Genomic DNA, 13,152 nt, shown 5'->3' on the forward strand with positions numbered 1-13,152 from the left:
CCCCCCCCCCCCCCCCCCCCCCCCGCGCGGCGCCGCGCGGGGGCGAGTCAATTTCCACGCGGTCAATTTTCTGCAGCCCGCGCATCAGCGAACCGCGGCGGCCGCGCTCGCCGGTGACTTTTTGCAGCTCTTCCGGACGCAGTTTGATCTTCCGTTTGCCGACGTGAATGGTCAGCGTACTCTGCGGCGGCAGAACAAACAGATGTGCCAGACCGTCCTGGCCGGCTGCGGCTTCCGCCGCCGGAATGCTGATAATTTTGTTGCCCTTGCCTTTCGACAGCTGCGGCAGATCGCTGACCGGGAACATCAGCATCCGCCCGGCGGCGGTGATGGCCAGCAGCATATCGGACTCATCCTCAATCACCAGCGGCGGCATCACGTGCGCGTTGTCAGGCAGGGTGATTAGCGCTTTCCCGGCACGGTTGCGCGCCACCAGATCGTTGAAGGTACAGACGAAACCGTAGCCCGCGTCGGAAGCCATCAGCAGTTTCTGATCGTCGCTTTCCATTAGCATATGCTCCACGGTCGCGCCCGGCGGCAGGGTCAGTTTGCCGGTAAGCGGTTCACCCTGGCCACGCGCGGAAGGCAGAGTAATCGGATCGATGGCATAGCTGCGTCCGGTGGTATCGATAAACACCACCGGCTGGTTGCTCTTGCCCTTCGCCGAGGCTTTCCAGCTGTCGCCCGCCTTATAGCTCAAGCCCTGGGCGTCAATGTCGTGTCCTTTGGCGCTGCGCACCCAGCCCATCTGCGACAGAACGATAGTCACCGGCTCAGACGGCAGCATGTCATGCTCGCTCATCGCTTTCGCTTCTTCACGCTCGTGAAGCGGCGAGCGACGGTCGTCGCCGAAGGCATCGGCATCGGCCTGCAGCTCTTTTTTCAGCAGGTTGTTCATCTTACGTTCAGACGCCAGAATCGCCTGCAGCTGGTCGCGCTCTTTTTCCAGCTCGCTCTGCTCGCCGCGGATCTTCATCTCTTCCAGTTTGGCGAGGTGGCGCAGTTTTAATTCCAGAATCGCTTCCGCCTGGGTTTCGCTGATGCCAAAGCGCGACATCAGGGCCGGCTTCGGTTCATCTTCAGTGCGGATGATCTCAATCACTTCATCGATATTAAGAAACGCCACCAGCAAACCTTCGAGGATATGCAGGCGCTTCAGCACTTTCTCTAACCGATGGTTTAGACGGCGACGCACGGTATCGCGACGGAACACCAGCCACTCGCTGAGGATCTCCAGCAGGTTTTTCACCGCCGGGCGGCCGTCAAGGCCGATCATATTGAGGTTGATGCGGTAGCTCTTCTCCAGATCGGTGGTGGCGAACAGGTGGTTCATCACCTGTTCCATATCCACCCGGCTGGAGCGCGGGACAATCACCAGACGGGTCGGGTTTTCGTGGTCCGATTCGTCGCGTAGATCGTCAACCATCGGCAGCTTTTTATTGCGCATCTGCGCCGCAATCTGCTCCAGCACTTTGGCGCCAGAGACCTGATGCGGCAGCGCACTGATCACCACCGCGCCGTCCTCTTTACTCCACACCGCGCGCATGCGCACTGAGCCGCGCCCGTTCTGGTAGATTTTGCGAATTTCCGCCCGCGAGGTGATGATCTCCGCCTCGGTCGGGAAATCCGGCCCCTGTACGATATCCAGCAGTTCGTCGAGGGTGGTTTTCGGCTGCTCAATCAGCGTAATCGCCGCTTTGGCCACTTCCCGCAGGTTGTGCGGAGGAATATCGGTCGCCATGCCTACCGCGATGCCGGTGGTACCGTTCAGCAGGATGTTCGGCAGACGCGCTGGCAGCATTTTCGGCTCCTGCAGCGTGCCGTCAAAGTTTGGCACCCAGTCGACCGTCCCCTGCCCCAGCTCGCTGAGCAGCAGCTCGGCATACTTCGACAGGCGGGATTCGGTGTAACGCATGGCGGCGAAAGATTTGGGATCGTCCGGCGCCCCCCAGTTTCCCTGACCATCCACCAGCGGATAGCGGTAAGAGAACGGCTGCGCCATCAGCACCATCGCTTCATAGCAGGCGCTGTCGCCGTGCGGGTGATATTTACCCAACACGTCGCCGACGGTGCGGGCGGACTTTTTGAATTTCGCGCTGGCGTTCAGCCCCAGCTCGGACATCGCATAGACGATGCGACGCTGGACCGGTTTTAAGCCATCGCCAATAAACGGTAATGCCCTGTCCATGATCACGTACATGGAGTAGTTCAGGTAAGCATTTTCCGTAAATTCATGCAGCGCAAGGCGCTCTGCCATATCGCTCATTAATCGTGGATCCTCAATCTGGGTACCGACCGTTCGGACGGCAAAACTACCCGCGATAATACCCGATCTCACGCCCTGAGTCACAGGCCGTGAGATCGGCTGAGGATTCCGTCACGCTTAATCAGGCCAGCGGCAGATAAATATCGGTTTGCAGTTCATGCTCAGCCACCTCATGGACAAAATTGAGGTAACGGAAGTACACCGGAAAATCCCGTAACGTCTCGCCTGAAGCGGGTAACCAGTCGCGATAGAGAAACCAAACGCTGTTCGCCAGCGTGTCCAGCGAGCCGTGATGGCGCACGACGGCGCAGCGTCCGCCGGGGATTTCGCCGTTAATCACGCCAAAGGCGTTTTCACCAACCGGCCGATCGACCGTACCGCAGATATCAAAACGAAATGCCTCCTGCGGGGTGGTCTGCGGATCGTCCCAGGCGATCCCCCAGGTATCGCTGGTGGCGACGGGCGATAGTCCGCTCGTCTTACGCCAGGCGATAAAACGCGCGGCGGTGGCGTTGACAAGGTCCGGGCTACCGCGATGTTGCAGTACGGCTATCCGGGTGGAGGGGCACGAAATAATGTTGACGTCCATCGACGTTTGCTCCTGTAGCGTATGTTTCGGTACGCGTCGATGCCACTCGGCCCAGTCCGGTTGTTGACGGAATTGGGTCGGGCTTTGGTCAAACGCGGTACGGAAGGCACGACTGAACGACTCCGCATTCTGAAATCCGGCATCAAGGGCAATATCAATGACTTTATCGCGGGGGTTGAACGCCAGGCGCCAACAGGCGCGTCGCAGACGCAACCACTGAATATACCGGTACAATGGAATGCCGGTATAAGCGCTAAATTGCCGGTGAAAATGGTAAGGCGAACTGTGCGCTATCGCGCTCAGCGTCTCCAACGACAGCGGCTCATCAAGATGGCGCGCAATGTACCTACAGACGCGCTGGAAGCGCCCGACATACGCCGGGCTGGCCTTAATATCGTTCATCGTCTCCTCCTCGCGACATACTCTGACAGAGCGAGGATCGCGATTCCTGACCGATCTTGCGCTTATCCGACGGAGACTTATGGCGCGATTTTACGGATCTGTTTAACGTCGATTTCTACCGAGTTCCAGTCCTTATCGACTTCCCCCTGAATTTCTACTGTGTCCTGCGGGCCGACGGTCACGCCGTTCCAGCGCTTGTGGTCGATATCGACATTGATCACCCCGGAAGCATCCTGGAATTTATACAGGTCATCAGAGATGCGCTCGACGATTTTACCGCGCAGGGTCACCCAGGTGTCATCACGCAGCGACTTGGCGTTCGCCACGGTGGTCACCGCACCGCTCGGCCCGGTGAAGCCGCCAGCCTGGGTGGTAGTGGTAGTCGACGGTCCGGTGAATCCTCCCTGCCCGGCGGCCAGTACTGGCAAGGAAACCAAAGCAATAATCGCGGTCATCGCAGCAATTTTTTTCATCTTATATTCTCCCTTTTGTGTTGGTATGGCTCCTATTACGCCCGACAAAACTTAACGACTTCTTAAGCGGAAAAAAGAAATTTTAATGCTGTACATCACCCGCTTCAACGCGGTTTACTGCGCAAAGAAACGGGATCGTCGGAGGGAAACATGCGCATATTACTGGTGGAAGATGACAAGCTTATCGGCGACGGCATCAAAGCCGGGCTGAGCAAAATGGGCTTTAGCATTGACTGGTTTACCGCCGGGCTGGAGGGCAAAAATGCCTTATACAGCGCCCCCTACGACGCCGCAATCCTTGACCTCACCCTACCCGGCATCGATGGCCTCGATATTCTGCGCGAATGGCGCGATAAAGGCCGCCATGAGCCGGTGTTGATCCTCACCGCCCGCGATGCCCTCAGCCAGCGGGTGGAGGGCCTGCGCCTGGGCGCCGATGACTACCTGTGCAAACCTTTCGCCCTGATTGAGGTGGCAGCGCGCCTCGAAGCGTTGATCCGCCGCGCGCACGGCCAGAGCAGCAGCGAACTGCGCCACGGCAAGGTGATCCTCGATCCGAACCGCTTAACCGCCAGCCTCGACGGCGAAAGCCTGGCGCTGAAGCCGAAGGAGTTCGCCCTGCTGGAACTGCTTATGCGCAACGCCGGGCGCGTATTGCCGCGTAAGCTTATCGAGGAAAAGCTCTACACCTGGGACGACGAGGTCTCCAGCAACGCCGTGGAAGTTCACGTCCATCATCTGCGCCGCAAGCTCGGCAGCGACTTTATCCGTACCGTCCACGGCATCGGCTATACCCTGGGTGACGCATGAAACGACTTGCCCGCCTGAGCCTGCGCCTGCGCCTGACGCTGCTGTTTGCCGTACTGACCACCGCCGCCTGGGGGATGGCCAGCGTTATCGCCTGGCAGCAGACCAGCAAAAAGCTGGATAAGCTGTTCGATACCCAGCAGCTGCTGTTCGCTCGCCGCCTGAGCGTCATGCATTTCGATGAACTGCGCGCCCCGCCCGCCTCGCTCGGGGAAAAGAAAAAGGTACGCCACGGGCACATCGACGACGACGCGCTGGCGTTCGCCATCTTCACCCGCGACGGCAAAATGGTGCTTAATGACGGCGAGAACGGAGAGGATATTCAGTGGAATTCGCAGCGCGAGGGATTCAGCGATGGCTATCTGCGTGACGACGATGACGAGTGGCGTTTCCTGTGGTTACCCCCCGCCGACGGCCGCTACCGCATCGCCGTCGGCCAGGAGTGGGATTACCGGCGCGAAATGGCGATGGATATCGTGACCTCGCAGCTCACCCCGTGGATGGTTGCCCTGCCGCTGATGTTCGTGCTGCTTATCGTGCTGTTAAGCCGCGAGCTGGCGCCATTGAAAAATCTGGCGCGCACGCTGCGCCTGCGCGCGCCGGACTCGGCGGATTCGCTCAGCGTGGAGAAGATCCCCGCCGAAGTTCGCCCGCTGGTCGAAGCGCTGAATCAGCTGTTCCGACGCACTCACGACGCCATGCTGCGCGAGCGTCGGTTTACCTCTGATGCCGCCCATGAGCTACGCAGCCCGCTGGCGGCGCTGAAGGTGCAGACCGAAGTCGCTCAACTCTCCCTGGACGATCCCGAAGGGCGTGAGAAAGCGTTGGATCAGCTCCACCAGGGGATCGATCGCGCCACCCGACTGGTGGATCAGCTGCTGACGCTGTCGCGGCTGGACTCGCTCGCCCAACTGGATGATGTGCAGCAGGTCGCTATCGCCGATCTGCTGCAGTCGGCAGTGATGGAGATGTATCACCCGGCGCAGCAGTCCGGGATTGAGCTGCGCCTGCATCTTAATGCCAGCCATATCGTCCGCACCGGCCAGCCGCTGCTGCTCAGTCTGCTGGTGCGCAATCTGCTGGATAACGCCGTACGCTATAGCCCTCGCGGCAGCCAGGTCGATATCACGCTCAACGCCCGCGAGTTCCGGGTGCGCGATAACGGCCCAGGCATTAGCCCGCAGGCGCTCTCGCGCATTGGCGAGCGTTTTTATCGTCCGCCGGGGCAGGAGGCGCCGGGCAGCGGCCTGGGCTTGTCGATCGTCCGGCGCATCGCCTCGCTGCACGGCATGCAGGTTGATTTTGCCAACGCGCGCGACGGCGGCTTCGAGGCCCACGTGTACTGGTAGCGAGATTATTGCTCATTTGGCAAAAGACTTTGCACATTTTGCTCATTTTACTGCCCCGCTTCGCGGGGTAAGATCGTCGGCAAATTTTCATATATGAGGGTAAAAAATGAGCAACATCCTGATTATCAATGGGGCGAAAAAGTTCGCGCACTCTAATGGTCAACTGAACGACACCCTGACCGAGGTCGCGGAGAGTTATCTGCGCGACGCCGGGCACGATGTTAAAAGCGTTCGCGCCGAAAGCGAGTACGACGTAAAAGCCGAAGTACAGAATTTCCTGTGGGCCGATGTGGTGATCTGGCAGATGCCGGGCTGGTGGATGGGCGCTCCGTGGACGGTGAAAAAATATATGGATGACGTCTTTACCGAAGGCCACGGCTCGCTGTACGCCAGCGATGGCCGTACCCGCTCCGACGCCAGCAAAAAATATGGCTCCGGCGGCCTGGTGCAGGGGAAAAAATATATGCTTTCTCTGACCTGGAACGCGCCGATGGAAGCCTTCACCGACAAAGACCAGTTCTTCCACGGCGTCGGCGTTGACGGCGTTTACCTGCCGTTCCATAAAGCCAATCAGTTCCTCGGCATGGAGGCATTGCCGACCTTTATCGCCAACGACGTGATTAAAATGCCTGATGTCCCACGGTATATCGCAGAATATCGCAAGCATCTGGCGGAAATTTTTGGTTAACTAGAGGTCTAGCTCTACATATTTCGAGTTATTCGAACCTGGAGTATGACGAGATCCACACAGAAGGAGTTGAGTTAACCATGTTAACAGTGATTGCAGAAATCCGTACCCGCCCGGGCCAGCACCACCGCCAGGCGGTTCTCGATCAGTTCGCGAAAATTATTCCGACCGTTTTGCAGGAGGCCGGCTGCCACGGCTATGCCCCGCTGGTGGATCATGCCGCCGGCGTCAGCTTCCAGACCACAGCGCCCGACTCTATCGTCATGGTCGAGCAGTGGGAAAGCGTCGCGCATCTTGAAGCACACCTGCAAACCCCGCACATGAAAGCCTGGTCGGAAGCGGTCAAAGGCGATGTGCTGGAGACCAGCATCCGTATTCTGCAGGCTGGCGTTTAAGTCCGCCGACTCAGTAATGCCATGAAAAAGGGAGCCTGAGGCTCCCTTTTACGTCTGGCGCAGCGTACAGACTTACACTTCCAGATCCGCCATATCGCCCTTCTCCTGCAGCCAGTTGCGACGATCTTCCGAACGCTTTTTGGCCAGCAGCATATCCATTATCGCCGTGGTCTGCTGCTCGTCCTCATCGCTGATCACCAGCTGCACCAGGCGGCGGGTATTCGGGTCAAGGGTGGTTTCGCGCAGCTGCATCGGGTTCATCTCACCGAGCCCTTTAAAGCGCTGGACGTTTGGCTTGCCCTTCTTGCGCTTTAGCTGCTCCAGCACGCCGGTTTTTTCTTCTTCCGTCAGCGCGTAGTAAACCTCTTTACCGAGGTCGATACGGTACAGCGGCGGTAGCGCCACATAGACGTGCCCCTCTTTCACGAGGGTACGGAAATGTCTTACGAACAGCGCGCACAGCAGGGTGGCAATGTGCAGACCATCGGAGTCCGCATCCGCCAGAATGCAAATTTTACCGTAGCGCAGCTGGCTTAAATCATCGCTATCCGGGTCAATACCAATCGCCACCGAAATGTCGTGCACTTCTTGCGAAGCTAACACTTCATCGGAAGAGACTTCCCAGGTATTAAGGATCTTGCCCTTCAGCGGCATGATCGCCTGATATTCGCGATCGCGCGCCTGCTTGGCTGAGCCGCCCGCCGAATCCCCTTCGACGAGGAACAGCTCGGTACGGTTCAGATCCTGGGCGGTACAGTCCGCCAGCTTACCCGGCAGCGCCGGACCGCTGGTCAGCTTTTTGCGCACCACTTTTTTGGCGGCGCGCAGACGGCGCTGGGCGCTGGAGATGGCCATCTCCGCCAGCAGCTCCGCGGCCTGCACGTTCTGATTCAGCCACAGGCTGAAGGCGTCCTTCACCACGCCGGAGACGAACGCCGCGCACTGGCGCGACGACAGGCGCTCTTTGGTTTGCCCGGCGAACTGCGGATCCTGCATCTTCACCGACAGCACGTACGCGCAGCGATCCCAGATATCTTCCGCTGACAGCTTCACGCCGCGCGGCAGGATATTACGGTACTCGCAGAACTCACGCATCGCGTCGAGCAGCCCCTGACGCAGACCGTTAACGTGCGTCCCGCCCTGCATAGTCGGGATCAGGTTCACGTAGCTCTCGGTCAGCAGTTCGCCGCCTTCCGGCAGCCACAGCAGCGCCCAGTCCACCGCCTCCGTCTCGCCGGAGAAGGCGCCGACGAATGGTTTTTCCGGCAGCAGCGGCAGGCCGTTCACCGCTTCGCTCAGGTAATCGTTCAGGCCATCGGCATAGCACCAGCTCTGCTCGCTGTTGTTCACCTGGTCGCGGAAAACAATTTCCACGCCCGGGCACAGCACCGCTTTCGCTTTTAACAGGTGGGTCAGACGTGAAACGGAAAAGCGCGGGCTGTCGAAGAAGCTTTCGTCCGGCCAGAAATGGACGCTGGTCCCGGTATTGCGTTTGCCGCAGGTGCCGGTGACGTGCAGGTCTTCCACTTTTTCACCATTTTCAAAGGCGATGCTGTAGACCTGACCGTCGCGACGCACGTTGACCTCCACGCGTTTTGACAGGGCGTTGACCACCGAGATCCCCACCCCGTGCAGGCCGCCGGAAAACTGATAGTTTTTATTGGAAAACTTACCGCCCGCATGCAGCCGGCAGAGGATCAGCTCAACCGCCGGCACGCCCTCTTCCGGGTGGATGTCGACCGGCATCCCACGACCATCGTCAATGACCTCCAGGGACTGGTCGGCATGAAGGATAACTTCCACGCGTTTGGCGTGGCCTGCCAGCGCTTCATCCACACTGTTATCAATAACTTCCTGACCAAGATGGTTAGGACGAGTGGTGTCGGTATACATGCCCGGACGGCGGCGCACCGGCTCTAGCCCGGTGAGTACCTCAATGGCATCAGCATTATATGAAGATTGCGTCATGGTGTGTATTCGTAGGTCGTTCAGGGCCGTTTAGCGCAGGCCGAGAAATTCGATAATCTGAGTGAAATGATCGTCAAAGCCGACAAATGCGTGATTACCGCCCTCCTCTACCGTCTGCCGGCAAGAGGCGTAGTAATGCACGGCCTGGCGGTAATCAAGCACTTCATCCCCGGTCTGCTGCAGCAGCCAGAGTAAATCCGGCGCTTCGAGCGGGTCGATTTGCATGACTTTGAGATCGTAAATATGGCGAGACTCTAGCACATATTGCTGCCCGGTGTATGGATTCTCATTGTGGCCGAGAAAATTGTTTAGTAGTTCAAACGGCCGCACCGCCGGGTTAACCACCACCGCCGGCAGCATAAAGCACTGCGAAAGCCAGGTCGCGTAGTAGCCGCCCAGCGACGACCCTACGACCCCCAGCGGCTCGCCGCCGTGCTCCAGCACGATGGACTCCAACAGCTCCGCCGTTTCCGCCGGGTAAGGCGGCAACTCCGGCACCACCATGGTGATCTCAGGATAGTGCTGCGCCAGCCAGGTCTTTAACGCCGTCGCCTTCGCCGAGCGCGGAGAGCTGTTAAAGCCATGCAGATAAAGGAGCGTCGCCATCAGTAGCCTTCTGAAGCAATATCCGGATGAAACGCGGCGCCTTCCAGGCGGCACACTTCGGTGGTCAGCGTCCCGTCAGGGTGAAGCTCCAGCCAGCGCCAGCCCGGTGACACCGTATCCAGAGTGAAATTGGCACAGTGCGGTTTAAACTGGACGCAGGTCGACGGCGTCGCCATCATGCGCCGGCCATTCCAGTCGAGATCCAGTTCCTGATGAATATGGCCGCACAAAAGATGCTTCACCCGCGGCCAGGCGCTCAACGCGCTGTCCAGCGCGCCGGCATTGCGCAGACTATGCTGATCCAGCCAGCTGCAGCCGGCCGGCAGCGGATGATGGTGCAGCAGGAGTAAGGTATAGCGCTCCGGCGCCTCCGCCAGCTTATGTTCGAGCCACTCCAGCTGGAAGTCGCTCAGCTCGCCATGGGGAACGCCAAACACCTGGCTGTCGAGCAGCAGGATCTGCCAGCGATCGCCGAGAAACACGCGCTTGGCAGGGGAAATGCCCGCCTCCTGCAGGGTGCTGTACATCGCCGGCTGGAAATCATGGTTGCCCGGTAGCCAGACGCAGGGTGCAGCAAAACTCGCGATGCCCTCAGCAAAATGCTGATAGGCCGCGGAGGAGTGGTCCTGCGCCAGATCGCCTGTTGCGACAATCAGATCGCATGGACGCTGTGAGGCATGAATGGCCGACAGTACGGCCTGATAGCTATCCCAGGTATTGATGCCTAACAACGTTTCATGCTTTTCAGCAAACAGGTGAGTATCAGTAATTTGTAATATCCTGACTCTGGCCTCACCAGCCAGAGGTAGGTTTAACAGGCTTTCCAAATGGTGTCCTTAGGTTTAACGACGCTAACAAACCGGAATCGCCATCGCTCCATGTGCTAAACAGTAACGCAGCCAGTCGGCCAAAAACTGGTTAATTTGATGCTTTTCGTCGCGTTGATGCAACTTTTTATTAGGATAATCATATCGCGCTTTGAAGCGAAAGATCTGCTGACTCGAACACACTTCGGCCACCATGGCGTCATGGTAGAGGCGGACGGTCATCGATGGCAGGCTCCAGTAGCTCACTGCAGGCAGAGTCTGCTCTATTGCCACCAGAGTAGTGTAGCGGGTCGATTCAACTATCGTTAACCGATACTGCGCGCTTCCCACCTGATAGCTTACCTTCTCACCCGCTGCATCCGTTCGCGGCAACAGGCGGCGCAACTGCGCGAAGTTGGTCTCGCACAGGCGCATCATCTCAGGGAAGTCAGGTGTATAACGCTTCATTTTGTCCACTCATTTCGTAAATTGTGATAATGCAATTGCAGCCATTGCAAGGCGATGACAGAGGCTGCGTTGTCGATTTTCCCCTCTTCTACCCACTGGTAAGCCTGCTCCCGACTCACCACATGCACCCGAATATCCTCGTTTTCCTCGGCCAGGCCGTGAATGCCTTTTGCCGTCGATGCATCAACTTCTCCCACCAGGATCGATAACCGTTCGCTGGTGCCGCCGGGACTGGCCAGATAGCTTAATATTGGTTTCGTCCGCCCAACTTCAAGCCCGGCCTCCTCCAGCGCTTCCCGACGGGCAACATCTTCCACCGTTTCACCCGCTTCAATCATGCCGGCGACCATCTCCAGCAGCCACGGGCTCTCGCTGGTATCATAGGCGGCGATACGGATTTGTTCGACCAGCACCACTTCGTCGCGCACCGGGTCAAAGGGTAGCAAGACGGCGGCGTGCCCGCGCTCAAAAATTTCACGGGTGATTTCGCCACTCATGCCGCCGTTAAACAGGCGGTGGCGAAAACGGTATAAATCGAGCGAAAAAAAACCACGATATAGCGTTTCGCGTGCAATAATTTCTACATCATTTTTGGAGAAGGTAATTCCCTGCTGCGTGGGTTTGCTCATTGTCATGTCCTGCGAATCTGAAATTAGGGATTTCCAAACCGTTTGGCTACCGTTTTACGGTCCGTATGTTAGATTGGTGCAAATTACCGCCGGATGGCACGTAACGCCAACTTTTTACGGCGGCAGAATCGATACAATCAGCGGAATTTTTCTTAGAATTAGACCAGCGCTAAATGCTTCACAACAAGGAATGCAAATGAAGAAATTGCTCCCCATTCTTATCGGCCTGAGCCTGACCGGGTTCAGCGCCATGAGCCAGGCGGAAAACCTGCTTCAGGTTTACCAGCAGGCACGCATCAGCAACCCCGATCTGCGTAAATCGGCAGCCGATCGTGACGCCGCGTTCGAAAAGATCAACGAAGCGCGCAGTCCATTACTGCCTCAGCTTGGGCTGGGAGCGGATTATACCTATAACAATGGCTATCGCGACAGCAACGGCATCAATTCAAACGTCACCAGCGGCTCGCTGCAGTTAACGCAGGTTCTGTTTGATATGTCGAAATGGCGCGCCCTGACGCTGCAGGAAAAAACGGCAGGGATTCAGGATGTCACGTATCAGACCGATCAGCAAACACTGATTCTGAATACCGCGACGGCCTATTTTAAAGTGCTGGCCGCCATCGACACGCTCTCCTATACCGAAGCGCAGAAACAGGCTATTTACCGCCAGTTGGATCAAACCACGCAGCGCTTTAACGTAGGCCTGGTGGCGATCACCGACGTACAGAACGCCCGTTCACAATACGATGCCGTGCTGGCGAACGAAGTCACCGCGCGTAACGATCTCGACAACGCCGTCGAAGAACTGCGTCAGGTCACCGGTAATTACTATCCGGAGCTGGCCTCCCTGAACGTGAATGGCTTCAAAACCAACAAGCCGCAGGCGGTCAACGCCCTGCTGAAGGAAGCGGAGAACCGCAACCTGTCGCTGCTGCAGGCGCGTCTGAACCAGGACCTGGCTCGCGAGCAGATTCGCCAGGCGCAGGACGGCCATTTGCCGACGCTCAGCCTATCCGCGTCGAGTGGGATATCGAATACTAGCTACAGTGGTTCAAAAACCCATAATAATCCTCAGCAATACCAGGATAACGATGCCGGGCAGAACCAAATCGGCCTGAACTTCTCTCTGCCACTGTATCAGGGCGGCGCGGTGACCTCGCAGGTCAAACAGGCGCAATACAACTTCGTTGGCGCCAGCGAGCAGCTGGAAAGCGCCCACCGCAGCGTCGTGCAGACTGTGCGTTCATCGTTTAACAACGTGAACGCCTCCATCAGCAGCATCAACGCCTACAAACAGGCGGTGGTCTCTGCGCAAAGCTCCCTGGATGCCATGGAAGCTGGCTACTCGGTGGGTACGCGTACGATCGTTGACGTCCTCGACGCCACCACTACGCTGTATAACGCTAAGCAGCAGCTCTCCAATGCGCGCTACAACTACCTGATCAACGAGCTGAACATTAAGTCGGCGTTAGGTACCCTGAACGAGCAGGATCTGGTCGCCCTGAACAACACGCTGGGTAAACCCATCTCCACCTCCGCAGATAGCGTCGCGCCGGAAAATCCGCAACAGGATGCCACCGCTGATGGCTACGGCAACACTACCGCGGCGGTGAAGCCGGTGTCCGCACGGACCAACCAGAGCAGCGGCAGCAATCCGTTCCGTCAGTAATTCTCATACTGTGATGCGCATCGCCTGTCCGTCGGAC

At 58.0% G+C, this 13,152-nt stretch carries 13 protein-coding genes; 5 read left to right on the forward strand and 8 right to left on the reverse strand.

Annotation, left to right across the window (positions count from 1 at the left end):
• The 3 genes from parC to HMPREF9538_RS09365 all read right to left on the reverse strand — a co-directional run.
• On the reverse strand, nucleotides 1–2,266 hold a 2,266-nt coding region (gene parC / locus HMPREF9538_RS09375; protein WP_009485596.1), incomplete at its 3' end, for a DNA topoisomerase IV subunit A.
• Between the two features lie 121 nt (nucleotides 2,267–2,387).
• Nucleotides 2,388–3,257 (reverse strand): AraC family transcriptional regulator, encoded by an 870-nt coding sequence (locus tag HMPREF9538_RS09370; protein ID WP_002916831.1) that lies wholly within the window; start codon nucleotides 3,255–3,257, stop codon nucleotides 2,388–2,390.
• Nucleotides 3,258–3,334: 77 nt separating this feature from the next.
• On the reverse strand, nucleotides 3,335–3,730 hold the full coding sequence (locus tag HMPREF9538_RS09365) for a YgiW/YdeI family stress tolerance OB fold protein (protein WP_009485597.1): 396 nt from the start codon (nucleotides 3,728–3,730) through the stop codon (nucleotides 3,335–3,337).
• A 150-nt stretch (nucleotides 3,731–3,880) separates the two neighbouring features.
• Here HMPREF9538_RS09365 and qseB point away from each other — a divergent pair, with 150 nt between their 5' ends.
• From qseB to HMPREF9538_RS09345, 4 genes are all read left to right on the forward strand, one after another.
• Nucleotides 3,881–4,540, forward strand: a complete 660-nt coding sequence (gene qseB, locus HMPREF9538_RS09360) for a quorum sensing response regulator transcription factor QseB (RefSeq protein WP_002916836.1) — start codon at nucleotides 3,881–3,883, stop codon at nucleotides 4,538–4,540.
• Nucleotides 4,537–5,886, forward strand: coding sequence for a quorum sensing histidine kinase QseC (qseC, locus tag HMPREF9538_RS09355; protein ID WP_009485598.1), 1,350 nt, complete (start codon nucleotides 4,537–4,539; stop codon nucleotides 5,884–5,886). Before qseB ends, qseC begins: the two co-directional genes overlap by 4 nt.
• Before the next feature lie 106 nt (nucleotides 5,887–5,992).
• A complete protein-coding gene (locus HMPREF9538_RS09350; RefSeq protein WP_009485599.1) occupies nucleotides 5,993–6,574 on the forward strand; it encodes an NAD(P)H-dependent oxidoreductase in 582 nt (193 codons plus the stop codon).
• A gap of 80 nt (nucleotides 6,575–6,654) precedes the next feature.
• Nucleotides 6,655–6,969 carry a putative quinol monooxygenase gene (locus HMPREF9538_RS09345; protein ID WP_002916842.1) on the forward strand — a complete coding sequence of 105 codons (315 nt, stop codon included), beginning with the start codon at nucleotides 6,655–6,657 and terminating at the stop codon, nucleotides 6,967–6,969.
• A 72-nt stretch (nucleotides 6,970–7,041) separates the two neighbouring features.
• Here HMPREF9538_RS09345 and parE read toward each other — a convergent pair whose 3' ends face one another.
• From parE to nudF, 5 genes are read right to left on the reverse strand one after another with little or no spacing between them, the layout of a single operon-like run.
• Nucleotides 7,042–8,937 (reverse strand): DNA topoisomerase IV subunit B, encoded by a 1,896-nt coding sequence (gene parE / locus HMPREF9538_RS09340; protein ID WP_002916844.1) that lies wholly within the window; start codon nucleotides 8,935–8,937, stop codon nucleotides 7,042–7,044.
• Nucleotides 8,938–8,967: 30 nt separating this feature from the next.
• On the reverse strand, nucleotides 8,968–9,543 hold the full coding sequence (gene yqiA, locus HMPREF9538_RS09335) for an esterase YqiA (protein WP_002916845.1): 576 nt from the start codon (nucleotides 9,541–9,543) through the stop codon (nucleotides 8,968–8,970).
• Nucleotides 9,543–10,370 (reverse strand): 3',5'-cyclic-AMP phosphodiesterase, encoded by an 828-nt coding sequence (cpdA, locus tag HMPREF9538_RS09330; RefSeq protein WP_002916846.1) that lies wholly within the window; start codon nucleotides 10,368–10,370, stop codon nucleotides 9,543–9,545. The genes yqiA and cpdA overlap by 1 nt, the downstream gene beginning before the upstream one ends.
• A 24-nt stretch (nucleotides 10,371–10,394) precedes the next feature.
• Entirely contained in the window at nucleotides 10,395–10,817 is a 423-nt protein-coding gene (locus HMPREF9538_RS09325; RefSeq protein WP_002916847.1) for a DUF1249 family protein, read from the reverse strand.
• Complete coding sequence (gene nudF / locus HMPREF9538_RS09320) at nucleotides 10,814–11,446, reverse strand: ADP-ribose diphosphatase (RefSeq protein WP_002916848.1); 633 nt, start codon at nucleotides 11,444–11,446, stop codon at nucleotides 10,814–10,816. Before nudF ends, HMPREF9538_RS09325 begins: the two co-directional genes overlap by 4 nt.
• Nucleotides 11,447–11,642: 196 nt before the next feature.
• Here nudF and tolC point away from each other — a divergent pair, with 196 nt between their 5' ends.
• On the forward strand, nucleotides 11,643–13,115 hold the full coding sequence (gene tolC / locus HMPREF9538_RS09315) for an outer membrane channel protein TolC (protein ID WP_020316753.1): 1,473 nt from the start codon (nucleotides 11,643–11,645) through the stop codon (nucleotides 13,113–13,115).
• Nucleotides 13,116–13,152 lie beyond the last annotated feature (37 nt).

The organism is Klebsiella sp. MS 92-3, from assembly GCF_000195655.1.
Classification (GTDB): Bacteria; Pseudomonadota; Gammaproteobacteria; order Enterobacterales; family Enterobacteriaceae; genus Klebsiella; species Klebsiella pneumoniae.